This window comes from Pseudomonas sp. S2_C03 (assembly GCF_054668405.1).
In genome coordinates this window covers 4,312,200-4,335,444 of the sequence record NZ_CP162766.1, presented here as the reverse complement: position 1 = coordinate 4,335,444, position 23,245 = coordinate 4,312,200, and the positions used below count along the sequence as shown (strand labels likewise).

Genomic DNA, 23,245 nt, shown 5'->3' with positions numbered 1-23,245 from the left:
ATGGTCGTCAACGATAACGCTGGGAATCTGATGCCCTGCGGTGTCTGAGCCACCATCGCGAGCAAGCTCGCTCCTACAGGGGGAGGGTGTGGGGATTTGCGGGCATAAAAAAAGCACCCCGAAGGGTGCTTTTTGGTATCGCGGGAAGCTTAGCGCTTCAGCGATGCCGGCAGGTGCGGCTGGATGGCGGTCAGCACGGCTTTGAAGCATTTGGTGTTGCCGGCAACGACGTGGCCTTTTTCCAGGAAGTCGTGACCGCCGGTGAAGTCGCTCACCAGGCCGCCGGCTTCCTGGATCAGCAGGGCGCCTGCTGCCATGTCCCACTCGGACAGGCCCGACTCCCAGAAGGCGTCGAAACGGCCTGCAGCCACGTAGGCCAGGTCCAGGCTGGCGGAACCTGCGCGGCGGATGCCGGCGGTCTGGCCAACCAGGGCGCGGAACATGCCCAGGTAGTTGTCGAGGTTGTCCATCTGGTCGTCACGGAACGGGAAACCGGTACCCAGCAGGGCGCCGTCCAGGCTGGTGCGGCCGCTGACGCGCAGGCGACGACCGTTCAGTTGGGCGCCACGGCCACGGCTGGCGGTGAATTCTTCCTGGCGAACCGGGTCCAGAACAACGGCGTGTTCCAGGCGACCACGGTATTTGCAGGCGATGCTGACAGCGAAGTGAGGGATGCCGCGTAGGAAGTTGGTGGTGCCGTCCAGCGGATCGATGATCCACAGGTATTCTTCGCCTTCGATCCCGGTGCCGGCGTGCAGGCCGGTCTCTTCACCCATGATCGAGTGGTTCGGGTAGGCCTTGCGCAGGGCATCGATGATTTTCTGTTCGGCAGCGCGATCCACCTCGGACACGTAGTCCTTGGCGTCTTTTTCGTCAACCTTGATGGTATCCAGGCGCTCGATGGAGCGGAAGATCAGTTCACTGGCGCTGCGGGCGGCGCGCAGCGCGATATTCAGCATGGGCTGCATGGATGTGTCACCTAAGGTTGTTAAAGAAAGCCGCGCATTCTATCAGAAACTTTCTACAGGTGAAGGTCAGTAATCGCATTCATGGCTTAACGGTCGCTTGGGCTGTAGTATTTGCCTCCCGATTATCGTGTTCGAGAGCGCCTCCCTTGCTGCAAAACATTCGTGTCGTCCTGGTCAATACCAGTCATCCAGGCAATATCGGCGGGGCTGCGCGTGCCATGAAAAACATGGGGCTGTCGCGGCTGGTGCTGGTCGAACCACGCGTGTTCCCGCATCACGAGGCCGACGCCCGTGCTTCCGGTGCCGGCGATATCCTTGAAAAAGCGCAAGTCGTCGCCACGTTGGAGGATGCCCTGGTCGGCTGCAACTTGGTGCTGGGCACCAGCGCCCGCGACCGTCGCATCCCCTGGCCGTTGCTGGATCCTCGCGAGTGCGGGACGAAAGTGGTCGAGGAAGCCGGGCAGGGCGCAGAAATCGCCCTGGTCTTTGGTCGTGAAGATTCCGGCCTGACCAATGAAGAGCTGCAGCGATGTCATTATCACGTGCACATCCCATCCGACCCTGAGTTCAGTTCGCTGAACCTCGGGGCGGCGGTGCAGGTGTTGAGCTATGAAGTGCGCATGGCCTGGCTCGCGGCACAAGGGCAGCCGAGCAAGGTCGAGAAGGAAGAAGTGGCTTCGGTCAAAAGCGCGGAGCTGGCGACCATGGACGAGTTGGAGCGATTCTATGAACACCTGGAGCAGACCCTGGTGGCCATCGAGTTCCTCGACCCGGAAAAACCACGGCACTTGATGGCGCGCCTGCGTCGGTTGTACGGACGCAGCTCGGTCAGCCGGGCGGAAATGAATATATTGCGTGGCATCCTCACGGAAACCCAGAAAGCGGCCCGTGGCGAGCTTCTTAAGCGGAAGGATTGAAAGATGTTCGAGCGTTTGCGTGAAGATATCCAGAGTGTTTTCCATCGTGACCCGGCGGCGCGTAACGCTTTTGAAGTCCTGACCTGCTACCCGGGCATGCATGCCATCTGGATTCACCGTTTGTCTTCGGTGTTGTGGCGTGCGGACCTGAAATGGCTGGCGCGCCTGGTGTCGAACTTTGGTCGTTTTTTGACCGGGATCGAGATCCATCCGGGCGCCAAGGTCGGCCGTCGATTCTTTATCGACCATGGCATGGGCATCGTGATCGGCGAAACCGCCGAGATCGGCGATGACGTGACGATTTACCAGGGTGTGACCCTGGGCGGCACCAGCTGGAACAAGGGCAAGCGTCACCCGACCCTGGAAGATGGCGTGGTGGTGGGGGCGGGCGCCAAGGTGCTCGGCCCGTTCACCGTGGGCGCCGGGGCCAAGGTCGGTTCCAACGCCGTGGTGACCAAGGCAGTACCGGCCGGGGCGACCGTGGTCGGCATTCCGGGACGGATCATCGTCAAGTCGGACGAAGAACAGGACGCCCGGCGCAAGGCCATGGCCGAGAAGATCGGCTTCGATGCCTATGGCGTTGGCGGCGAAGACATGCCGGACCCGGTGGCGCGCGCCATCAACCAATTGCTCGATCACTTGCAAGCCGTCGATGGTCGCCTGGAGGGCATGTGCGGTGCGCTGACCGAACTGGGCAGCAACTATTGTGCGAAAGACCTGCCTGAGCTGCGTGAAGAAGACTTCGCATGCGTGAAGGACAAGGACCAGACCCAGGCGAGCTGATCACCACCAGCCTGTAGGAGCGAGCATGCTCGCGATGGAGTCTCCGGCACCGCTGGGTGTCAGGTGTCCAGCGTTATCGTTGGCGACCATCGCGAGCCTGCTCGCTCCTACAGAGGAATGGGTTGAGCATTCGCTGGCCCTACACCCCCAGCCTTTGCTATGATTTGCGCGCTGTTTTGCGGGTAAACCTGACTAAAGTACTAGGTCTTATAGTTGACTTAAATACTCGGGAATTGCATACTCGCCTCAATTCCGAAACTCCGTGGTAACTGTCCATGCGACTGACTACAAAAGGCCGATACGCCGTGACCGCCATGCTTGACCTGGCGTTACATGCGCAGCACGGGCCTGTGTCCCTCGCCGATATCTCCGAGCGCCAAGGCATCTCCCTGTCCTACCTCGAACAGCTTTTTGCCAAGTTGCGCCGCAGCAATCTGGTGTCGAGCGTGCGGGGTCCGGGCGGCGGCTACCAACTGTCCCGCGACATGCAGGGCATCCAGGTGGCCCAGGTGATCGATGCGGTGAACGAATCGGTGGATGCCACCAAGTGCCAGGGCCAGGGCGATTGCCATTCCGGTGACACCTGCCTGACTCACCACTTGTGGTGCGACCTGAGCCTGCAGATTCACGAATTTCTGAGCGGTATCAGCTTGGCTGATCTTGTCACTCGCCGTGAGGTACAAGAAGTAGCCATGCGTCAGGACCAACGCCGTTGCAACAGCAAGGCGCCACGCCTGGACAAGATTGAAGCGTCCGCCGTCGAATGACAGCCATTAGAGCTAACGGCGTGCCAGCCAGCCTGATTTAGGAGAAAGTCCATGAAATTGCCGATTTACCTTGATTACTCTGCGACCACCCCGGTTGATCCGCGTGTTGCGCAAAAAATGAGTGAATGCCTGCTGGTCGACGGAAACTTCGGTAACCCAGCGTCCCGCTCCCACGTGTTTGGCTGGAAAGCCGAAGAATCGGTCGAAAACGCCCGTCGCCAAGTGGCTGACCTGGTCAATGCCGACCCGCGTGAAATCGTCTGGACTTCCGGTGCCACCGAGTCCGACAACCTGGCAATCAAGGGTGCGGCACATTTCTACGCCACCAAAGGCAAGCACCTGATCACCTCCAAGATCGAGCACAAGGCTGTCCTGGACACCATGCGCCAACTGGAGCGTGAAGGTTTCGAAGTGACCTACATCGAACCTCAGGAAGACGGCCTGATCACCCCGGCGATGATCGAAGCCAACCTGCGTGATGACACCATCCTGGTTTCGATCATGCACGTGAACAACGAGATCGGCACCGTCAACGACATCGCGGCCATCGGCGAGCTGACCCGCTCCAGGGGTATCCTGTTCCACGTCGACGCCGCACAGTCCACTGGCAAGGTCGATATCGACCTGCAGAAGCTGAAAGTCGACATGATGTCGTTCTCTGCCCACAAGACTTATGGCCCTAAAGGCATCGGCGCGCTGTACGTGAGCCGCAAGCCTCGCGTGCGCATCGAAGCGACCATGCACGGCGGCGGTCACGAGCGCGGCATGCGTTCGGGCACCCTGGCGACCCACCAGATCGTCGGCATGGGTGAAGCGTTCCGTGTGGCCAAGGAAGACATGGCTGCCGAAAACGTGCGCATCAAGGCCCTGAGCGACCGTTTCTTCAAACAGGTCGAAGGCCTGGAAGAGCTGTACGTCAACGGCAGCCTGACCGCCCGCGTTCCGCACAACCTGAATCTGAGTTTCAACTACGTTGAAGGCGAATCGCTGATCATGGCCCTCAAGGACCTGGCGGTTTCCTCCGGTTCGGCCTGCACCTCGGCCTCCCTGGAGCCTTCGTACGTGCTGCGCGCCCTGGGCCGCAACGACGAACTGGCACACAGCTCGATCCGTTTCACCTTCGGTCGTTTCACCACCGAAGAAGAAATCGACTACGCCGCGCAGAAAGTCTGCGAGGCCGTTACCAAGCTGCGCGCACTGTCGCCGCTGTGGGACATGTATAAAGACGGTGTCGACATTTCGAAAATCGAGTGGGCGGCACACTGATTTCAAGTCGCCGCGAACCAGCCCCGCGACCGATGTTCCGGGGCCCAAAGAGCGACTCTCTGATGAGTGAGGAATAAGTACCATGGCTTACAGCGAAAAGGTCATCGACCACTACGAAAACCCGCGCAACGTCGGCAAGATGGACGCGGAAGATCCGGATGTTGGCACTGGCATGGTCGGCGCCCCGGCGTGCGGCGATGTGATGCGCCTGCAGATCAAGGTCAACGAACAAGGCATCATCGAAGACGCCAAGTTCAAGACTTACGGCTGCGGTTCGGCCATCGCCTCCAGCTCCCTGGCGACCGAGTGGATGAAAGGCAAGACTCTGGATGAAGCAGAGACCATCAAGAACACTCAGCTGGCCGAAGAACTGGCCCTGCCGCCAGTGAAAATTCACTGCTCCGTACTCGCCGAAGACGCCATCAAGGCCGCCGTCCGCGACTACAAGCAGAAGAAAGGCTTGATCTGATTTTCCAGGTTTGCGACGAGTAAGGAGTCACCGATGGCTATCAGCATGACAGAAGCGGCTGCTCGACACGTGCGACGCTCCCTCGACGGGCGCGGCAAAGGTGAAGGGATTCGTCTGGGTGTTCGCACCACAGGCTGTTCCGGCCTTGCCTACGTGCTGGAGTTTGTCGACGAGGTGGTTGCGGAGGATCAGGTTTTCGAGAGTCACGGCGAGAAAGTGATTATCGATCCCAAGAGCCTCTCGTACCTTGACGGTACCGAGCTCGATTTCGTCAAGGAAGGGTTGAACGAAGGCTTCAAGTTCAACAACCCCAACGTGCGCGGTGAATGTGGCTGCGGCGAAAGCTTCAACATCTGAGGCTTGTCGTGGGTACTCCTTGTCATTTCGCTTTATTCGACCTGCAACCGAGTTTCAACCTGGACCTCGATCAGTTGGCTACGCGCTACCGTGAGTTGGCGCGCAATGTTCACCCGGATCGTTTTGCGGACGCTTCCGAGCGCGAGCAGCGCCTGGCGCTGGAGCAGTCGGCAAGCCTCAATGAGGCCTACCAGACGCTCAAAAGCCCTCCCAAACGCGCGCGTTACCTGCTCGCGTTGAACGGTGGCGAGCTGCCGCTGGAAGTCACGGTGCATGATCCGGAGTTTCTCCTGCAACAGATGGAGTTGCGCGAAGAGCTTGAAGACCTGCAGGACAGCGCCGATCTAGCCGGTGTTGCCGCGTTCAAGCGTCGCCTCAAGTCCGCCCAGGAAGAACTGAACCAAAGTTTCGCCGCTTGCTGGAACGATGCCGAGCACCGCGAGCGCGCCGAGCGCCTGATGCGACGCATGCAGTTCCTCGACAAGCTGACCTACGAAGTGCGCCAGTTAGAAGAGCGCCTCGACGATTAACCCAGTGCCGCTCCGGTCGCACGCCTGATATACAGATAAGTCCTGATCACGATGGCCCTACTGCAGATCGCCGAACCCGGCCAAAGTCCTCAACCGCACCAGCGTCGCCTGGCTGTGGGGATCGACTTGGGTACTACCAATTCGCTGGTCGCTGCATTACGCAGTGGTCTTTCCGAGCCGCTGGCCGATGCTGACGGGCAGGTCATCCTGCCGTCCGCCGTGCGCTACCACGCCGACCGCGTCGAAGTCGGCGAGTCGGCCAAGCTTGCCGCCTCTGCCGATCCGCTGAACACCGTGCTGTCGGTCAAGCGCTTGATGGGTCGTGGTCTGTCCGACGTCAAGCAATTGGGCGAGCAACTGCCGTATCGCTTTGTCGGCGGCGAGTCGCACATGCCGTTCATCGATACCGTGCAGGGTCCAAAAAGCCCGGTCGAAGTCTCCGCCGATATCCTCAAGGTGCTGCGCTTGCGCGCCGAGGCCACCTTGGGTGGTGAATTGGTCGGTGCGGTGATCACCGTGCCGGCTTACTTCGATGACGCTCAGCGCCAGGCCACCAAGGACGCGGCGAAACTCGCCGGCCTGAATGTGCTGCGCCTGCTCAACGAGCCGACCGCTGCTGCCGTGGCGTATGGCCTGGATCAACATGCCGAAGGCCTGGTCGCGATCTACGACCTGGGCGGCGGCACCTTCGATATTTCCATTTTGCGCCTGACTGGCGGCGTCTTCGAAGTGCTGGCCACCGGTGGCGACAGCGCCCTGGGTGGCGATGACTTCGACCACGCCATCGCTGGCTGGATCATCACCAGTGCCGGTTTGTCCGCGGACCTCGATCCGGGCGCGCAACGCAATCTGCTGCAAACCGCTTGCGCGGCCAAAGAGGCGCTGACCGATGCGGCGTCGGTTGAAGTCGTCTATGGCAACTGGAAGGCCGAACTGACCCGCGAAGCCTTCAATGCGCTGATCGAGCCGATGGTCGCCCGCAGCCTCAAGGCCTGCCGACGCGCCGTGCGTGACTCCGGTGTGGAGCTGGAAGACGTGCACGCCGTGGTCATGGTCGGTGGCTCCACCCGCGTACCTCGTGTGCGTGAAGCGGTCGCCGAAGCCTTTGGTCGTCAGCCGCTGACCGAAATCGATCCGGATCAAGTGGTGGCCATTGGGGCCGCGATCCAGGCCGATACGTTGGCTGGCAACAAGCGCGATGGCGGCGAATTGCTGCTGCTCGACGTGATTCCGTTGTCCCTGGGGCTGGAAACCATGGGCGGCCTCATGGAGAAGGTGATTCCGCGCAACACCACCATCCCCGTCGCCCGTGCCCAGGACTTCACTACCTACAAGGATGGCCAGTCGGCCATGGCGATTCACGTGTTGCAGGGCGAGCGGGAGTTGATCAGTGACTGCCGTTCCCTGGCGCGTTTCGAATTGCGCGGCATTCCTTCCATGGTGGCGGGTGCGGCGAAAATCCGCGTGACCTTCCAGGTCGACGCCGATGGCCTGCTCAGTGTTTCGGCCCGGGAAATGGGTTCGGGCGTTGAAGCCAGCATTCAGGTCAAGCCGTCCTACGGTCTGACCGACGGCGAAATCGCCAAGATGCTCAAGGATTCGTTCCAGCACGCCAATGATGACAAGGTCGCTCGTGTGTTGCGTGAGCAGCAGGTCGACGCCCAGCGCCTGATCGAGGCGGTGCAGGCTGCGCTTGAGGCGGACGGCGAGCGTCTGCTCGATGCCGAGGAGCGCATGGTCATCGACATGCAGGTGCAGGAACTGACCGAACTGATGAAAGGCACCGATGGTTATGCCATCGAGCAGCAGACCAAGCGTCTGTCGCAAGTGACCGACGCCTTTGCCGCCCGCCGCCTGGATTCGACGGTGAAAGCCGCGCTGGCGGGGCGCAACCTGAATGAGATTGAGGAATAACGATGCCGCAGGTCATTTTTCTGCCACACGAAAAGTTTTGCCCCGAAGGCATGGTTGTGGAGGCTGAGCCCGGTACGTCTATCCTCGATCTGGCCCATGAGCACCATATCGAGATGGAAAGTGCCTGTGGTGGCGTCTGCGCCTGCACCACCTGTCACTGTATCGTTCGCGAAGGGTTCGATTCGCTGGAAGAGGCGGATGAGCTCGAGGAAGATTTCCTCGACCGCGCGTGGGGCCTGGAAGCGCAATCGCGCCTGGCCTGTCAGGCCATTGTCGGGACTGAAGACCTGACCGTCGAGATTCCGAAATACTCGCTCAACCACGCCGCCGAAGCGCCGCACTGATTCAAGGAACTATCATGAGTCTCAAGTGGACTGATGTGCTGGAAATTGCTATCCAGCTGGCTGAAAGCAAACCTGAAGTTGATCCAATGTCGGTCAACTTCGTCGATCTGCGTAAATGGGTGATGGAATTGCCCGAGTTCGACGACAAGCCTGAACATTGTGGCGAAAAGATCCTCGAGGCCATTCAGGCCAACTGGATCGAAGAACGCGACTGAGCCACGCTGCAGGTTAGGCAATACCCAAGAACCCGCGTATAATTCGCGGGTTTAATTTTTCACAAATTACCGTTTCTGGAGTTACACCATGGCTGTTCAACGCACTTTCTCCATCATCAAGCCTGACGCCGTTGCTAAAAACGTGATCGGCGAGATCACCACCCGTTTCGAAAAAGCCGGCCTGCGCGTTGTAGCTTCGAAACTGAAGCAACTGTCCAAAGCCGAAGCTGAAGGCTTCTACGCTGAGCACAGCGCTCGTGGTTTCTTCGGCGACCTGGTTGCCTTCATGACCTCCGGTCCGGTTGTCGTTCAGGTTCTGGAAGGCGAAAACGCCATCGCTCGCAACCGTGAGCTGATGGGCGCTACCAACCCTAAAGAAGCGGCTGCCGGCACTATCCGTGCTGACTTCGCTGAATCGATCGACGCCAACGCTGTACACGGTTCGGACTCCGAAGCCGCTGCTGCTCGCGAAATCGCATACTTCTTCGCAGCTACTGAAGTAACCACTCGCTAAGCATTGGCTTAAAGAGTGAAGGTGAATCCATGACGACATCGACTGTAAAAACCAACCTGCTGGGGCTTACCCAGCCGGAAATGGAGAAATTCTTCGACTCAATCGGGGAGAAGCGTTTCCGTGCCGGTCAGGTAATGAAATGGATTCACCACTTTGGCGTCGATGATTTCGACGCCATGACGAACGTCAGCAAGGCCCTGCGCGAAAAGCTCAAGGCTGTTGCTGAAGTTCGCGGCCCCGAAGTGGTCAGCGAGGACATCTCCAGCGACGGCACCCGTAAATGGGTGGTGCGCGTGGCGTCCGGCAGCTGCGTCGAGACCGTGTACATTCCCCAGGGCAAACGCGGCACCTTGTGCGTTTCGTCCCAGGCAGGCTGTGCCCTGGATTGCAGTTTCTGCTCCACCGGCAAGCAAGGCTTCAACAGCAACCTCACCGCCGCCGAAGTCATCGGCCAGGTGTGGATTGCCAACAAATCCTTTGGCAGCGTCCCGGCGACCGTCGACCGTGCCATCACCAACGTGGTGATGATGGGCATGGGTGAGCCGCTGCTGAACTTCGACAACGTCATTGCGGCCATGCACCTGATGATGGACGACCTGGGCTACGGCATTTCCAAGCGCCGCGTGACCCTGTCGACCTCCGGCGTGGTGCCGATGATCGATGAGCTGTCCAAGCACATCGACGTCTCGCTGGCGTTGTCCCTGCACGCACCGAATGACGCATTGCGTAACCAATTGGTGCCGATCAACAAGAAATATCCGCTTAAGATGTTGCTCGAATCCTGTCAGCGTTACATGTCCGCCCTCGGCGAGAAGCGTGTGCTGACCATCGAGTACACCCTGCTCAAGGACGTCAACGACAAGCTTGAGCACGCCGTGGAAATGATCGAGTTGCTCAAGAACATTCCGTGCAAGATCAACCTGATTCCGTTCAACCCGTTCCCGCATTCCGGTTACGAGCGTCCGAGCAACAACGCGATTCGTCGTTTCCAGGATCAGCTTCATCATGCAGGTTTCAACGTCACCGTGCGCACCACCCGTGGTGAGGACATCGACGCCGCCTGCGGTCAATTGGTAGGGCAGGTGCTGGATCGCACCCGTCGCAGCGAACGTTATATTGCCGTGCGCGAATTGAGCGCCGACAGCGATATGGCGCAAAACGCCGCGAAATAATAGAGAGGATCTCCATGTCCCTGCGCTTCGCGCTGCTTGTGCTGTTGGCCAGTCTTTGCACTGGCTGCGTCCTGTCGGGCGATTACAACCCGATGAAGACCAGCAAGGGGCGTGACGAGGCGCGGGTTGCCTATGTGCAATTGGGCCTGGGCTACCTCCAGCAGGGCATGACCGAGCGCGCCAAGGTGCCGTTGAAGAAGGCGCTGGAGCTGGACAGTTCGGATCCGGACGCCAATGCGGCGCTGGGGCTGGTGTTCCAGGCCGAACGGGAGCCGGAGCTGGCGGACGAGCACTTTCGCAAGGCGCTGTCGGCCAGCCCCAAGGACGCACGAATCCTCAATAACTACGGCAGTTTCCTCTACGAGCAGAAGCGCTTCAAGGAGGCGTACGAACGCTTCGAACAAGCCGCCGCCGATACCTTGTATCCTGAGCGATCGCGGGTGTTCGAGAACCTGGGGATGACCGCTTCCATGATGGGCCAGCGTGAGTTGGCCCAGCAGCAACTGGATAAAGCCCTGCGTTTGAATCAACAACAACCCCGTGCCTTGCTGGAAATGGCTGAGTTGTCTTACGAAGATAGGCATTATGTGCCGGCGCGTGACTACTACGACCGTTTCAGCCAGCTCACCGAGCAAAATGCACGTAGTCTGTTGCTTGGCGTTCGGTTGGCAAAAGTATTTGAAGATCGCGACAAGGCCGCCAGTTACGGCCTGCAACTCAAACGACTCTATCCCGGTACGCCGGAATATCAGCAATACCTGTCGGAGCAATGATGAAAGCGGCGCATCCTGAAGTTGTAGCAGCGAATCGCGTTAACCCCGGTGAGACTTTGCGCCAGGCCCGCGAAAGCAATGGCTGGTCGCTGGCCGAAGTGGCCCTCAAGCTCAACCTCACGGTTACCTCATTGAGCAACCTTGAAGCAGGCGCTTTCGACAAGCTGCCTGGGCATACTTTCGCTCGCGGTTACATTCGCGCTTATGCCAAATTGCTGGGCATGGACCAGACCGTTCTGGTCCAGCAGTTCGACCAATCCACCGGCACCGACTCCCAAGGCAGCAGTGTCCACGCCTTGGGGCGAATCGAAGAGCCGGTGCGGGTTTCCCACACCATTTTGCGTATCGTCAGCCTGTTGCTGCTGATCGCCGTGATCGGCGGCGGTTTTGTCTGGTGGCAGGATCAGACATCGCTGCGCACCAAGGACCTGATCAGCCTGACCCCGGAACACGTTGAAGTCGAAGGCGCGGACGGCACTACTCAGATTCACCCGCTGGACGAGCCGGAAGACCAGGCTGTTGCCGAAGCCCAGACTGACAACTCCACCGCCCTTGCATTGCCGCAAGCCGAGACCTCGGCTCAAGCGCCGGCAGAAGCGGCAACCCCTTCCGCTGAGCCGACTGCTCCGGTTGCGCCAGCAGCGCCGGCCCCTGCCGCACCGACACACAACGCTGCACCAGCGGTCACCACGCCGGTTGCGCCTGCTCCGACCGCTCCAGTGGTCTCGACGCCGCCTGCGACGGCTGCGGTGACGCCGACCATTCCAGCCCAGACAGCCGCTGCCACCACCGCAGGCCAGGGTCAGGTGCAACTGCAATTCACCGCCGATTGCTGGACGCAAGTCACCGATGGCGCAGGCAAGGTGCTGCTCAGCGGTCTCAAGCGTAAAGGCGACAGTGCCAGCCTCAGCGGCAAGCCACCGTTTACCGTGCGTCTGGGGTATGCCCGTGGCGCGCAGGTCAGCTACAACGGTCAGTCGGTTGATGTCACTCCGTTCACCAGTGGCGAGACTGCTCGCCTGAAGTTGGGTCAATAAGTCATGCACGGCGAATCTCCAATCAAACGTCGCGAATCACGCAAGATCTGGGTGGGTAACGTGCCCGTGGGCGGCGATGCGCCTATCGCTGTGCAAAGCATGACCAACAGCGACACCAACGACGTAGCGGCTACCGTCGCCCAGATCAATCGTCTGGAGGCCGCTGGCGTCGACATCGTGCGCGTGTCCGTGCCGGACATGGATGCCGCCGAGGCGTTCGGCAAGATCAAACAACTGGTCAAAGTGCCATTGGTGGCCGACATTCACTTCGACTACCGCATTGCCTTGCGCGTGGCCGAACTGGGCGTCGATTGCCTGCGGATCAACCCCGGCAACATCGGTCGTGAAGACCGTGTGCGTGCGGTGGTCGATGCCGCCCGCGACCGCGGCATTCCGATCCGCATCGGCGTCAATGCCGGTTCGCTGGAAAAAGACCTGCAAAAGAAATACGGCGAGCCGACCCCGGCCGCGCTGGTCGAGTCTGCGCTGCGTCACGTCGAGCACCTGGAACGCCTGAATTTCCAGGACTTCAAGGTTAGCGTGAAGGCCTCCGACGTGTTCATGGCCGTCGAGGCTTATCGCCTGCTGGCGAAGGAAATCGTCCAACCCTTGCACCTGGGCATCACCGAAGCCGGTGGTTTGCGTTCGGGCACGGTGAAATCCGCGGTGGGCCTCGGTATGCTGCTCGCCGAAGGGATTGGCGATACTATCCGCATCTCGCTGGCCGCTGACCCGGTCGAGGAAGTGAAAGTCGGGTACGACATCCTCAAATCGCTGCACCTGCGTTCCCGTGGCATCAACTTCATCGCCTGCCCGAGCTGCTCGCGGCAGAACTTCGATGTGGTCAAGACCATGAACGAACTGGAAGGACGTCTTGAAGACCTGCTGGTGCCGCTGGATGTGGCGGTGATCGGTTGCGTGGTCAACGGGCCGGGCGAAGCCAAGGAAGCCCACGTGGGCTTGACCGGCGGCACGCCGAACCTGATTTACATCGACGGCAAGCCGTCGCAGAAACTGACGAATGACAATCTGGTGGATGAGCTCGAACGCTTGATCCGCGAGAAAGCGGCCGAAAAGGTCGAAGCTGACGCTGCGCTTATCGCGCGCGGCTGAGCCCGACGGCCCAACGAATTTAAGGATTGATAGTGAGCAAGTCTCTGCAAGCCATTCGTGGCATGAACGACATCCTGCCCGAACAGACTCCCCTGTGGCGTCACTTCGAAGGCACCGTTGCGCGCCTGCTGGATAACTACGGTTACAAGCAGATCCGCATGCCGATCGTCGAGTTCACCGAGCTGTTCAAGCGCTCGATCGGCGAAGTGACCGACATCGTCGAAAAGGAGATGTACACCTTCGACGACCGCAACGGCGATTCCCTGACCCTGCGCCCTGAAGGCACGGCGGCCTGCGTGCGTGCCGTGCTCGAGCACGGCATCACCGGCGGTGGCCAAGTGCAGAAGCTGTGGTACATCGGTCCGATGTTCCGCCACGAGCGCCCGCAAAAAGGCCGTTATCGCCAGTTCCACCAGATCGGTGTCGAAGTGTTCAACCTCGACGGTCCGGACATCGACGCCGAACTGATCGTATTGACCTGGCGCCTGTGGGGCGAGCTGGGCATCCGTGATGCGGTCAAGCTCGAACTCAACAGCCTGGGCACCAGCGAGTCCCGTGGCCGTTATCGCGAGGCGCTGGTGGCGTTCCTGTCCCAGCACATGGACAAGCTCGACGAAGACAGCCAGCGTCGTCTGAAGACCAACCCACTACGGGTCCTGGACACCAAGAACGCTGACACGCAGGCCATCCTGGTCGATGCGCCGAAAATGGCCGACTACCTGGACGACGAATCCCGCGCGCATTTCGAGGGCCTCAAGGCTCGTCTCGATGCAGCCGGCATTCCGTATGTGATCAATCCGAAGCTGGTACGCGGGCTGGATTACTACAGCAAGACCGTTTTCGAATGGGTCACCGACCAGTTGGGCGCCCAGGGCACCGTGTGTGCCGGCGGCCGTTACGACGGTCTGGTAGAGCAGATGGGCGGCAAGCCGACCCCGGGCGTAGGTTTCGCCATGGGCATCGAGCGCCTGGTGCTTCTGCTGGAAACCCTGGAGCAGATCCCGCAAGAGATCTCCCGCCAGGTCGACGTTTACCTCTGCGCCTTCGGTGAAGAAGCCGAATTGGCTGGGCTGAAACTGGCCGAGCGTGTGCGTGATCAACTGCCCAACCTGCGCCTGCAAGTGAATGCCGGCGCCGGCAGCTTCAAAAGCCAGTTCAAGAAAGCCGACAAGAGCGGTGCGCTGTTTGCATTGATTCTCGGTGACGACGAAATGGCCCAGCAAGTGGTAGGTTTCAAACCCCTGCGTGGCCAGGGCGAACAACAAAGCATTGCCTGGGATGCGCTTGCCGCACACCTGGCCACCTGCGTCGTGCAGGGTTGAAGCTGTCTAAACAGCCGATTTAGCGATTAAGGAGTATTGGGGTGTCGAGTACCGAAGACGAACAGCTGGCGGATTTGAAGGACTGGTGGTCACGCAACGGCAAGCCCCTGGTCACTGGCGGCCTGTTGGCGCTGGTCATTGTGTTCGGCTGGCAGGCTTTTCAGAAGTATCAGAGCAACCAGTCGCAAGGCGCTTCGGTGCTCTATCAGCAATTGCTCGAAACCACGCTGACGCCTGACGGCAAACCGGATGCGGCACGTGTTTCGGACCTGGCCGGCAAGCTCAACAGCGAATTCGGCGGCAGTGCCTACGCGCAGTATGGCAGCCTGTTCGTGGCGAAAGTCGCGGTCGACAGCGGCAAGCTGGACGACGCAGCCAGCGAGCTGAAAGCCATTGTTGCCAAACCCGCCAACCCGGCACTGGGTGAAATCGCCCGTCAGCGCCTGGCGCAGGTGCTGGGTGCGCAGAACAAGGCCGATGAAGCCCTGAAACTGCTCGAAGGCGATGCCGACAAGTCGTTCCTGGCCACTCGCGAAGAGCTCAAGGGCGACTTGCTGGTGCAGCTGGGTCGTACCGACGAAGCGAACACGGCGTATCAAAAAGCCAAGGCGGCACTGTCGGATGAAGCGGCAGTCGGTGGCCTACAAATCAAGCTGGACGACCTGGCCAAAGGGGATGCGTGACGTGATCCGTTGGAAACATGCAGCATTGCTGGCTCTGGCCATTCTGGCCGCGGGTTGCAGCAGCAACAGCAAAAAAGAATTGCCACCGGCTGAACTGACCGACTTCAAAGAAGAAGTGGTTTTGCAGAAGCAGTGGAGTCGTTCGATCGGTGACGGTCAGGGCGAAACCTACAACATGCTCGTTCCGGCAGTTGAAGGCAGCACTATCTACGCCGCCGACGTAACGGGCGTGGTGGTGGCGATGGACCGCATGAACGGTGATGTCATCTGGAAAAAAGATCTCGAACTGCCTGTTTCCGGCGCCGTTGGCGTGGGTTACGGCTTGCTCCTGATCGGTACGACCAAAGGCGAAATCGTTGCGCTGGATTCGGTCAACGGTGAAGAGAAATGGCGCGCTCGCGTGTCCAGCGAAGTACTCGCGCCACCGGCCAACAACGGTGACGTTGTCGTGGTGCAGACCCAGGACGATCGCGTGATCGGCCTGGACGCCGCTACCGGTAACCAGCGCTGGTTGTATGACAGCACTCCGGCGGTCCTGACCCTGCGCGGCACCAGTGCGCCGATCGTCACCAACCGCATGGCGGTAGCCGGTCTGTCGACGGGTAAAGTCGTCGCCCTGGACATTTCCAACGGCGTGCCGGTATGGGAACAACGGGTTGCGGTTCCACAAGGTCGTTCGGAACTGGAACGCGTGGTGGACATCGATGGTGGCCTGCTGCTGTCCGGCGGTACGTTGTATGTTGCCAGCTACCAGGGTCGCGTAGCGGCCATCGACCTGGAAAGCGGCCGTCCGCTGTGGCAGCGTGATGCTTCCAGCTACGCCGGCCTGGCCCAGGGTTTCGGTAACGTCTATGTCAGCCTGTCTTCGGGCACGGTAGAAGGCATCGACGAGCGTTCGACCACCGCGTTGTGGAGCAACGACGCTCTGGCTCGCCGTCAACTGTCGGCGCCGGAAGTGTTCTCCAGCTACGTTGCAGTGGGTGACCTGGAAGGTTACCTGCACCTGCTGAGCCAGGTCGACGGCCGTTTCGTTGGTCGCGAGCGTATCGACAGCGACGGCCTGCGTGCCCGTCCGCTGGTGGTAGATAACATGATTTATGTGTATGGCAACAGCGGCAAACTGGAAGCCCTGACCATCAAGTAACAACTATGCTTGGGGGTGATACCCCAGGCGGCTATACCTGTCGGCACGACTGTAGCTGTAACTGTCACTGCAGGAGCGAGCTTGTCGAGGCGTCGAACCGTCGCGATGGACGTCAGGATAATGCTGGCGTCCTGGATGAACGCGGTGTCTGTGCGTTCATCGCGAGCAAGCTCGCTCCTACAGGTACAGGGATCGCAGGCGTGCCGGGGAAGCCCACGAGCACCAGCCGCTGCCTAGCAGCGGCTTTTGTATTTTCTGAAATAACGAAGTGGAGAGCCGCATGGTTCCCGTAATCGCCCTGGTGGGTCGACCGAACGTCGGCAAGTCCACCTTGTTCAACCGCCTGACCAGGACTCGCGACGCCATCGTCGGCGACTTGTCCGGTCTGACCCGTGATCGCCAGTACGGTGAGGCCAAGTGGCAAGGGCGTTCCTACATTCTGATCGACACCGGCGGTATCTCTGGTGACGAGCACGGTATGGACGAAAAAATGGCCGAGCAGTCGCTGCTGGCCATTGAAGAAGCGGATGTTGTCCTGTTTCTGGTCGACGCCAAGGCGGGTTTCACCGCCGCCGACCAGATGATCGCCGAGCATCTGCGCAAGCGTAACAAGCGTTCTTACGTGGTAGCCAACAAGGTCGACAACATCGACCCTGAGATGGCCCGCGCCGAGTTCGCCCCGCTGGGCATGGGGCACGCGATCCCGATCGCCGGTGCCCACGGTCGCGGTATCACGCAGATGCTGGAAACAGCCCTGAGCGACTTCCCGAAAGACGATGACGAGCAGGAAGAAGGTGAGGAAGAGGAAGTAGCCGAAGGCGAAGAAGCCAAGCGCATTCCTGGTCCGAGCGAAAAAGACGGGATCAAGATCGCCATCATCGGTCGCCCGAACGTCGGCAAGTCGACGCTGGTCAACCGTATGCTCGGTGAAGATCGGGTCATCGTCTATGACCAACCCGGCACCACTCGCGACAGCATCTACATTCCCTTCGAGCGTAACGAAGAGAAGTACACGCTGATCGACACCGCTGGTGTGCGCAAGCGCGGCAAGATCCACGAAGAAGTCGAAAAATTCTCCGTGGTCAAAACCCTGCAGGCGATCAAAGACGCCAACGTGGTGATCTTCGTCATGGACGCCCGCGAAGGCGTGGTGGACCACGACCTCAACCTGCTGGGCTTTGCCCTGGAAGCGGGTCATGCGCTGGTCATCGCGATCAACAAGTGGGACGGCATGACGCCGAGTGAACGTGATTTCGTGAAGATCGAGTTGCAACGTCGGCTGTTCTTCGTCGAATTTGCCGACATCCACTTCATCTCGGCGCTGCACGGCACGGGCGTGGGTAACCTGTACGCCTCGGTACAGAACTCGTTCAAGTCGGCGGTGACCCGCTGGCCAACCAGTCGCCTGACCCAGATTCTCGAAGACGCGGTCACCGAGCACCAGCCGCCGATGGTCAACAGCCGCCGGATCAAGCTGCGTTATGCCCACTTGGGTGGCGCCAACCCGCCGATCATCGTGATTCACGGTAACCAGATCGAGAAGGTACCGAAGTCTTACGTGCGCTACCTGGAAAATACTTATCGCCGTGTCTTGAAGCTGGTCGGTACGCCGATTCGCATCGAGTTCAAGGGCGGTGAGAACCCGTACGAAGGCAACAAGAACTCGCTGACCGACCGCCAGGTCAACAAGAAGCGTCGTTTGATGTCGCACCACAAGAAGGCTGACAAGAAGCGCCGCGATAAGAAATAGGGGCAGCTTCGAGCGGCAAGCTTCAAGTGAAAGCAAAAGAGGGTCCTCAGCGGGGGCCCTTTTTTGTGGGTGGGACTTTGAGGCTTGACCGCTTGCGGCTTGTCGCTTGAAACTTGGGGCTCACCTGCCGAGGCCCACCGATGATCACCAGTAAGTTGCCGAATGTCGGCGTCACTATTTTCACGCAGATGTCTCAGCTCGCGGCGCAGACCGGGGCGATCAACCTGTCCCAGGGTTTCCCCGATTTCGACGCACCGCAGGCGTTGTGCGATGCGGTCGGCCGGCACATTGCCCAAGGCCATAACCAATATTCGCCCATGACCGGTTTGCCGGCGCTGCGTCAGCAGGTATCGGCCAAGATCGCTCGCAGCTATGGCGTGGCTGTCGATGCCGACGCCGAGGTGACCATCACCCCCGGCGCCACCCAGGCGATCTTCTGTGCGATTCAGGCAGTTATCCACAGCGGCGACGAAGTGATTGTGTTCGACCCTGCCTACGACAGCTACGAGCCGTCGGTGGAGCTGGCCGGCGGCCGTTGCGTGCACGTGCAACTGGGCCTGAATGACTTTTCCATCGACTTTGAACGGCTCGCGGCAGCCATCACCCCGCGCACTCGCATGATTGTGCTGAACACGCCGCACAACCCGAGCGGTGCGTTGATCAGTCGTGCCGAGTTGGACCAGTTGGCGGACCTGATTCGTGATCGCGATATCTATCTGGTCAGCGATGAAGTCTACGAACACCTGGTGTTCGATGGCGTGCCCCACGTCAGTGTGTTGAACCATGAAGAGCTCTATCAGCGCGCCTTCGTGGTCAGTTCGTTCGGCAAGACCTATCACGTTACCGGTTGGAAAACCGGTTATGTGGTCGCGCCGCCGGCCCTCACGGCAGAGCTGCGCAAGGTCCATCAATACGTGAGCTTCTGCGGCGTGACGCCGCTGCAATTCGCCCTCGCCGATTTCATGGCCGAGCACCCGGAACACATCGATGAGTTGCCGGGCTTTTATCAGGCCAAGCGCGACCTGTTCTGTGATCTGTTGACGCCGTCGCGTTTCAGCTTCACCCGGGTGACCGGCACCTACTTCCAATTGGTCGATTACTCGCAGATTCGCCCGGACCTCAATGACGTCGAGATGTCGTTGTGGATGACCCGCGAGCACGGCGTGGCGAGCATCCCGATCTCGGTGTTCTACCAGACCCCACCGCAAGGCCAGCGCGTGGTGCGCTTGTGCTTTGCCAAGCGCGAGGAGACCCTGCGAGAAGCAGCGGCAAAACTATGCGTGATCTGAGTGCATTGCCCAACCTGAACATTGCGCTGATCCAGACCACCCTGGCCTGGCATGACCGGCAGGCGAACCTCGATCACTTCGAACTGTTGCTGGAGCAGGCACGGGGTGCGGACCTGATCATCCTGCCCGAGATGTTCACCACGGGTTTCTCGATGGAATCTGAAACACTCGCCGAAGCGGAAAACGGCCCCACCAGCAAATGGCTGCGCGCCCAGGCCGCAAAGCTCGATGCTGTGATCACTGGGAGTGTGATCGTTCAGGCTGGCGACGGCAGCCATCGCAACCGGCTGCTGTGGGCTCGTCCGGACGGCGAAGTCTGGCACTACGACAAGCGCCACTTGTTCCGCATGGCGGGGGAGCACAACCACTACACCCCAGGTGAACGCCAGGTGCAATTCGAGCTAAAGGGTTGGCGGGTGCGGCCCCTGATTTGCTACGACCTGCGCTTCCCTGTGTGGAGTCGCGATGCCCAGGACACCGATCTGTTGTTGTACACGGCGAACTGGCCGGGAGCCCGGCGCCAGCACTGGAATCGCTTGCTGCCGGCCCGTGCGATTGAAAACCTGTGTTATGTGGCAGCGGTGAACCGCATTGGCACCGATGGCAAGGGCTTTGCCTACACCGGCGACAGCCAGGTGCTGGACTTCCAGGGAGAAACCTTGCTCAGCGCCGGGGATGCGGATGGCGTGTTCAAGGTGGTGCTGGATGCGGCAGAGCTGCAGGCGTACCGGACTCGGTTTCCAGCGAATCTGGACGCTGACACGTTCGAATTCACCTGAGATTCTGGTTGTCTGACGGGCCGCCATCGCGGGCAAGCCCGCTCCTACAGGTTATATGAGTACCCTGTAGGAGCGAGCTTGCTCGCGATGAGGCCTTCAAGGCCACCGAAATCACCCGCCCAACAAAAAGGCCCCAAGGTTCACACCCAGGGGCCTTTTGTATTACAGCGACTGCTTACGCCGCCTTCGCCTCAGTCTGGCTCAGCGAACGGTTCAGCGCGCTGAACAGTGCCTTGAAGCTGGCCGTGGTGATGTTTTCATCGATGCCAACGCCATGCACCGCGCGCTCGCCGTTCACCCGCAGTTCGATGTAGGCCGCCGCCTTGGCGTTGGTGCCCGCGCCGATGGCGTGTTCGTTGTAGTCCATGATCTCCACCGGTACCGGCAAGCCGGCCACCAGGGCTTCCAGTGCACCGTTGCCCTTGCCGCGCCAGTGCAGATTGGTCTCGCCCTGGCCTTTGCTGGACACTTCCACTTCCACGGCGCTGTGACCGTTTTCCTCCTGCAGGCGATGGCTGACCAGCGCATACGGAGTGTTGGCCTGCAAGTATTCGCTGTGCAGCAGACCGTGGATTTGCTGGGCCGTCATTTCCAGGCCCAGGCGATCGGTTTCGCGCTGCACGACCTGGCTGAACTCGATCTGCATGCGACGTGGCAAACTGATGCCGTATTCCTGCTCCAGCAGGTAGGCGATACCACCCTTGCCCGACTGGCTGTTGACGCGGATGACCGCCTCGTAGCTGCGACCGATGTCGGCCGGATCGATCGGCAGGTACGGCACTTCCCAGAGGGCGTCCGGTTTCTGCTGGGCGAAGCCCTTGCGGATGGCGTCCTGGTGCGAGCCGGAGAACGCGGTGTGAACCAGGTCGCCGACGTACGGGTGACGTGGGTGCACCTGGATCTGGTTGCACTCTTCGACGACCTTGCGCACGCCGTCGATGTCGGAGAAGTCCAGCTCAGGATTCAGGCCCTGGGTGTACATGTTCAGTGCTACGGTGACCAGGTCGACGTTACCGGTGCGCTCGCCGTTGCCGAACAGGCAGCCTTCGACGCGATCGGCGCCGGCCATCAGGCCCAGCTCGGTGGCTGCAACGCCAGTGCCACGGTCGTTGTGGGTGTGCAGGCTGATGATCACGCTGTCACGACGGTTGATGTGACGGCCGAACCATTCGATCTGGTCGGCGTAGATGTTCGGGGTCGCGCATTCCACGGTGGCCGGCAGATTGAGGATCATCTTGTGCTCAGGCGTCGGGTTCCACACCTCGATCACCGCGTCGCAGACTTCCTTGGCGAATTCCAGTTCGGTGGCGCTGAAGGTTTCCGGCGAGTATTCGAACGTCCACTCGGTTTCCGGCTGCTGGGCGGCGTATTTGACGAACAGCTTGGCCGCGCTCACGGCGATTTCCTTGATGCCGTCCTTGTCCTGGTTGAAGACGATGCGACGGAAGGAAGGGGAGGTGGCGTTGTACAGGTGAACGATGGCTTTCTTCGCCCCGCGCAGGGACTCGAAGGTGCGCGCGATCAGGTCTTCACGGCCCTGGGTCAGCACCTGGATGGTGGTGTCGTCCGGGATGTGGCCGTCTTCGATCAGAGTGCGCACGAAGTCGAAGTCGGTTTGCGAAGCGGCCGGGAACGAGGCCTCGATTTCCTTCACGCCGACCTGCACCAGGGTTTTCCAGAAGCGCAGTTTCTTCGCCGCGTCCATCGGTTCGATCAGCGACTGGTTGCCGTCACGCAGGTCGGAGCTGCACCAGATCGGCACCTCGGTGATGGTTTTCGACGGCCAGGTGCGGTCCGGGAGGTTGATGGCCGGGAACGCGCGGTATTTCGAAGACGGGTCTTTGAGCATGCTCATCGCAGTAATCCTTGTTGTGTGGGCCGAGAAGAGGCGGCCTGCCCGGTGGAACTGTTCTTGGGGAAAAGCGTAGGACGAGGCGTCGCGATTCAGCCCGGCAGTCGTGCGCTGACTAGGCACAGGCTGCGGTGCTGGCGAAGCTGAATGAGGGTGTGAGAGGTTTTCATGCCCTCAACCCTAACCGCGAGGGGAAAGGATGGCAAGCAGTGGAAAAAAATTGGGATAATTTCTGCTTTTAGGGTTTTTGTCGCGATTTTATCGCGGCTTGGAGGGTTTGGGGCGTGGATGATTGCGCTGATGATCTGGCGTCCGCAATTTGGTTTTTGCGTGAGCCTGCAGGCCTCATCGCGGGCAAGCCCGCTCCTACAGTGGTCGGTGGTGGGCACAACTCTTTTGTTCACCCGGCCCCCCTGTAGGAGCGAGCTTGCTCGCGATGAGGCCTGCAAGCTCACCCACAAACTAAGGCTGGAAAGCCCCAATAAAAATCGCCGGATCCACCCGCGCATCATTCAGGCTGACATTCCAGTGCATGTGCGGCCCGGTCGCTCGCCCGGTAGCCCCGACCTTGCCCACCACGCCACCGCGAGCCAGCTGTTGGCCGACCTTCACGTCGATTTTCGACATGTGGCAGAACATGCTGATGAAGCCCTGGCCATGGTCGACGAACACGGTGTTGCCGTTGAAGAAGTAATTGCCGATCAGGATCACCTTGCCAGCGGCCGGGGTTTTGATCGGTGTGCCGGCGGGCACCGCGAAATCCAGGCCGGAGTGCGGGTTGCGTTCTTCGCCGTTGAAGAAGCGGCGCACGCCGAACTTGCTCGACAGCGGGCCGTTGACCGGCTTGTCCAGCAGCAGGTTGCTCGGTGTGTTCGGGCTGAAGGTGCGATAGGCGGCAATCTGCTCGGCCAGTTCGCGCTCGATGCGCTTGAGGTTGCTCTGGTCTGGATTGACCTGCTGGGTGTTCTTCAGGGTGATGCGCTGTTCCGGGTACTTCTTGCTGCCAACGCTGAAGTTGAGGGTGCGACCGCCGCTGCTGATGGACTGTATGCCCGGCTTGACCGTCAATGGCACACCGACGATGGCGCGCCAGTTGTCCTGTTCCTTGACCACCAGTACCGGTTTGCCCTGATAACTGGCGGTTGGTGTCGGCGCAGCGGTGCCCAGATCGATCACGGCCACGCCGCCCGGCACCGGTTTGTTCAACAGGCGGGTGATGTAGCTGTCGGCATGGGCGTTGAAGGTCAGGCACAGCAAGAGCAGCGAAGCTAAAAAGCGCGGCATGGA

24 protein-coding genes are annotated in these 23,245 nt (G+C 60.2%); 21 read left to right on the top strand and 3 right to left on the bottom strand.

Features of this window, described 5'->3' with window-relative positions; all coding sequences use genetic code 11:
- Positions 1-149: 149 nt before the first annotated feature.
- Positions 150-968 carry a type III secretion system regulator SuhB gene (gene suhB / locus AB4N64_RS20075; RefSeq protein WP_007941397.1) on the bottom strand — a complete coding sequence of 273 codons (819 nt, stop codon included), beginning with the start codon at positions 966-968 and terminating at the stop codon, positions 150-152.
- A gap of 146 nt (positions 969-1,114) precedes the next feature.
- Between suhB and trmJ the strand changes: the two genes are divergently transcribed.
- The 21 genes from trmJ to AB4N64_RS19970 all read left to right on the top strand — a co-directional run bounded on the left by trmJ (position 1,115) and on the right by AB4N64_RS19970 (position 20,106).
- On the top strand, positions 1,115-1,885 hold the full coding sequence (gene trmJ / locus AB4N64_RS20070) for a tRNA (cytosine(32)/uridine(32)-2'-O)-methyltransferase TrmJ (RefSeq protein WP_460117761.1): 771 nt from the start codon (positions 1,115-1,117) through the stop codon (positions 1,883-1,885).
- 3 nt (positions 1,886-1,888) lie between these two features.
- Entirely contained in the window at positions 1,889-2,668 is a 780-nt protein-coding gene (cysE, locus tag AB4N64_RS20065) for a serine O-acetyltransferase (protein WP_460117759.1), read from the top strand.
- 275 nt (positions 2,669-2,943) lie between these two features.
- Positions 2,944-3,435: a Fe-S cluster assembly transcriptional regulator IscR gene (gene iscR / locus AB4N64_RS20060; protein WP_192302621.1), complete on the top strand. Its 492-nt coding sequence runs from the start codon at positions 2,944-2,946 to the stop codon at positions 3,433-3,435.
- Between the two features lie 51 nt (positions 3,436-3,486).
- Positions 3,487-4,701, top strand: coding sequence for an IscS subfamily cysteine desulfurase (locus AB4N64_RS20055; RefSeq protein ID WP_460117757.1), 1,215 nt, complete (start codon positions 3,487-3,489; stop codon positions 4,699-4,701).
- A gap of 82 nt (positions 4,702-4,783) precedes the next feature.
- A complete protein-coding gene (iscU, locus tag AB4N64_RS20050) occupies positions 4,784-5,170 on the top strand; it encodes a Fe-S cluster assembly scaffold IscU (RefSeq protein ID WP_003443374.1) in 387 nt (128 codons plus the stop codon).
- A gap of 33 nt (positions 5,171-5,203) precedes the next feature.
- Positions 5,204-5,527 carry an iron-sulfur cluster assembly protein IscA gene (gene iscA / locus AB4N64_RS20045; protein WP_028620147.1) on the top strand — a complete coding sequence of 108 codons (324 nt, stop codon included), beginning with the start codon at positions 5,204-5,206 and terminating at the stop codon, positions 5,525-5,527.
- A gap of 8 nt (positions 5,528-5,535) precedes the next feature.
- On the top strand, positions 5,536-6,057 hold the full coding sequence (gene hscB / locus AB4N64_RS20040) for a co-chaperone HscB (protein ID WP_460117754.1): 522 nt from the start codon (positions 5,536-5,538) through the stop codon (positions 6,055-6,057).
- A 51-nt stretch (positions 6,058-6,108) separates the two neighbouring features.
- Positions 6,109-7,971 (top strand): Fe-S protein assembly chaperone HscA, encoded by a 1,863-nt coding sequence (hscA, locus tag AB4N64_RS20035; protein WP_460117752.1) that lies wholly within the window; start codon positions 6,109-6,111, stop codon positions 7,969-7,971.
- 2 nt (positions 7,972-7,973) lie between these two features.
- Positions 7,974-8,315 (top strand): ISC system 2Fe-2S type ferredoxin, encoded by a 342-nt coding sequence (fdx, locus tag AB4N64_RS20030; RefSeq protein WP_368557202.1) that lies wholly within the window; start codon positions 7,974-7,976, stop codon positions 8,313-8,315.
- Positions 8,316-8,329: 14 nt separating this feature from the next.
- Entirely contained in the window at positions 8,330-8,530 is a 201-nt protein-coding gene (gene iscX, locus AB4N64_RS20025; RefSeq protein WP_368557203.1) for a Fe-S cluster assembly protein IscX, read from the top strand.
- An 88-nt stretch (positions 8,531-8,618) separates the two neighbouring features.
- Positions 8,619-9,044, top strand: coding sequence for a nucleoside-diphosphate kinase (gene ndk, locus AB4N64_RS20020; RefSeq protein ID WP_192302616.1), 426 nt, complete (start codon positions 8,619-8,621; stop codon positions 9,042-9,044).
- 29 nt (positions 9,045-9,073) lie between these two features.
- Positions 9,074-10,216 carry a dual-specificity RNA methyltransferase RlmN gene (gene rlmN, locus AB4N64_RS20015; RefSeq protein WP_460117749.1) on the top strand — a complete coding sequence of 381 codons (1,143 nt, stop codon included), beginning with the start codon at positions 9,074-9,076 and terminating at the stop codon, positions 10,214-10,216.
- Between the two features lie 14 nt (positions 10,217-10,230).
- Positions 10,231-10,989, top strand: coding sequence for a type IV pilus biogenesis/stability protein PilW (pilW, locus tag AB4N64_RS20010; protein ID WP_460117747.1), 759 nt, complete (start codon positions 10,231-10,233; stop codon positions 10,987-10,989).
- Positions 10,989-12,026: a RodZ domain-containing protein gene (locus AB4N64_RS20005; protein WP_460117745.1), complete on the top strand. Its 1,038-nt coding sequence runs from the start codon at positions 10,989-10,991 to the stop codon at positions 12,024-12,026. Before pilW ends, AB4N64_RS20005 begins: the two co-directional genes overlap by 1 nt.
- Before the next feature lie 3 nt (positions 12,027-12,029).
- Positions 12,030-13,139, top strand: a complete 1,110-nt coding sequence (gene ispG / locus AB4N64_RS20000) for a flavodoxin-dependent (E)-4-hydroxy-3-methylbut-2-enyl-diphosphate synthase (RefSeq protein ID WP_460117743.1) — start codon at positions 12,030-12,032, stop codon at positions 13,137-13,139.
- Between the two features lie 32 nt (positions 13,140-13,171).
- The gene (gene hisS / locus AB4N64_RS19995; RefSeq protein WP_460117741.1) at positions 13,172-14,461 is read left to right on the top strand and encodes a histidine--tRNA ligase; all 1,290 of its coding nucleotides are present in this window, start codon (positions 13,172-13,174) and stop codon (positions 14,459-14,461) included.
- 41 nt (positions 14,462-14,502) lie between these two features.
- Entirely contained in the window at positions 14,503-15,144 is a 642-nt protein-coding gene (locus AB4N64_RS19990; protein WP_460117739.1) for a YfgM family protein, read from the top strand.
- Complete coding sequence (gene bamB / locus AB4N64_RS19985; protein ID WP_460117737.1) at positions 15,137-16,288, top strand: outer membrane protein assembly factor BamB; 1,152 nt, start codon at positions 15,137-15,139, stop codon at positions 16,286-16,288. Before AB4N64_RS19990 ends, bamB begins: the two co-directional genes overlap by 8 nt.
- Before the next feature lie 280 nt (positions 16,289-16,568).
- Positions 16,569-18,038, top strand: a complete 1,470-nt coding sequence (gene der, locus AB4N64_RS19980) for a ribosome biogenesis GTPase Der (RefSeq protein ID WP_460117735.1) — start codon at positions 16,569-16,571, stop codon at positions 18,036-18,038.
- A gap of 140 nt (positions 18,039-18,178) precedes the next feature.
- Positions 18,179-19,327: a pyridoxal phosphate-dependent aminotransferase gene (locus tag AB4N64_RS19975; protein ID WP_460117733.1), complete on the top strand. Its 1,149-nt coding sequence runs from the start codon at positions 18,179-18,181 to the stop codon at positions 19,325-19,327.
- On the top strand, positions 19,315-20,106 hold the full coding sequence (locus AB4N64_RS19970; protein ID WP_460117731.1) for an amidohydrolase: 792 nt from the start codon (positions 19,315-19,317) through the stop codon (positions 20,104-20,106). The genes AB4N64_RS19975 and AB4N64_RS19970 overlap by 13 nt, the downstream gene beginning before the upstream one ends.
- Positions 20,107-20,281: 175 nt before the next feature.
- Here AB4N64_RS19970 and leuA read toward each other — a convergent pair whose 3' ends face one another.
- The gene (leuA, locus tag AB4N64_RS19965) at positions 20,282-21,961 is read right to left on the bottom strand and encodes a 2-isopropylmalate synthase (protein ID WP_460117729.1); all 1,680 of its coding nucleotides are present in this window, start codon (positions 21,959-21,961) and stop codon (positions 20,282-20,284) included.
- Positions 21,962-22,420: 459 nt separating this feature from the next.
- Positions 22,421-23,242, bottom strand: coding sequence for a peptidoglycan DD-metalloendopeptidase family protein (locus AB4N64_RS19960; protein ID WP_460117728.1), 822 nt, complete (start codon positions 23,240-23,242; stop codon positions 22,421-22,423).
- Positions 23,243-23,245 lie beyond the last annotated feature (3 nt).

Bases quoted from the DNA above. Each gene is read 5' to 3' on its own strand.
- der (WP_460117735.1), top strand. From the start codon at position 16,569: ATGGTTCCCGTAATCGCCCTGGTGGGTCGACCGAACGTCGGCAAGTCC.
- pilW (WP_460117747.1), top strand. From the start codon at position 10,231: ATGTCCCTGCGCTTCGCGCTGCTTGTGCTGTTGGCCAGTCTTTGCACT.
- iscX (WP_368557203.1), top strand. From the start codon at position 8,330: ATGAGTCTCAAGTGGACTGATGTGCTGGAAATTGCTATCCAGCTGGCT.
- iscA (WP_028620147.1), top strand. From the start codon at position 5,204: ATGGCTATCAGCATGACAGAAGCGGCTGCTCGACACGTGCGACGCTCC.
- suhB (WP_007941397.1), bottom strand. From the start codon at position 968: ATGCAGCCCATGCTGAATATCGCGCTGCGCGCCGCCCGCAGCGCCAGT.
- AB4N64_RS19960 (WP_460117728.1), bottom strand. From the start codon at position 23,242: ATGCCGCGCTTTTTAGCTTCGCTGCTCTTGCTGTGCCTGACCTTCAAC.
- cysE (WP_460117759.1), top strand. From the start codon at position 1,889: ATGTTCGAGCGTTTGCGTGAAGATATCCAGAGTGTTTTCCATCGTGAC.
- AB4N64_RS20005 (WP_460117745.1), top strand. From the start codon at position 10,989: ATGAAAGCGGCGCATCCTGAAGTTGTAGCAGCGAATCGCGTTAACCCC.
- iscU (WP_003443374.1), top strand. From the start codon at position 4,784: ATGGCTTACAGCGAAAAGGTCATCGACCACTACGAAAACCCGCGCAAC.
- hscA (WP_460117752.1), top strand. From the start codon at position 6,109: ATGGCCCTACTGCAGATCGCCGAACCCGGCCAAAGTCCTCAACCGCAC.
- iscR (WP_192302621.1), top strand. From the start codon at position 2,944: ATGCGACTGACTACAAAAGGCCGATACGCCGTGACCGCCATGCTTGAC.
- bamB (WP_460117737.1), top strand. From the start codon at position 15,137: ATGCGTGACGTGATCCGTTGGAAACATGCAGCATTGCTGGCTCTGGCC.
- fdx (WP_368557202.1), top strand. From the start codon at position 7,974: ATGCCGCAGGTCATTTTTCTGCCACACGAAAAGTTTTGCCCCGAAGGC.
- ndk (WP_192302616.1), top strand. From the start codon at position 8,619: ATGGCTGTTCAACGCACTTTCTCCATCATCAAGCCTGACGCCGTTGCT.
- AB4N64_RS20055 (WP_460117757.1), top strand. From the start codon at position 3,487: ATGAAATTGCCGATTTACCTTGATTACTCTGCGACCACCCCGGTTGAT.
- AB4N64_RS19970 (WP_460117731.1), top strand. From the start codon at position 19,315: ATGCGTGATCTGAGTGCATTGCCCAACCTGAACATTGCGCTGATCCAG.
- rlmN (WP_460117749.1), top strand. From the start codon at position 9,074: ATGACGACATCGACTGTAAAAACCAACCTGCTGGGGCTTACCCAGCCG.
- leuA (WP_460117729.1), bottom strand. From the start codon at position 21,961: ATGAGCATGCTCAAAGACCCGTCTTCGAAATACCGCGCGTTCCCGGCC.
- AB4N64_RS19975 (WP_460117733.1), top strand. From the start codon at position 18,179: ATGATCACCAGTAAGTTGCCGAATGTCGGCGTCACTATTTTCACGCAG.
- ispG (WP_460117743.1), top strand. From the start codon at position 12,030: ATGCACGGCGAATCTCCAATCAAACGTCGCGAATCACGCAAGATCTGG.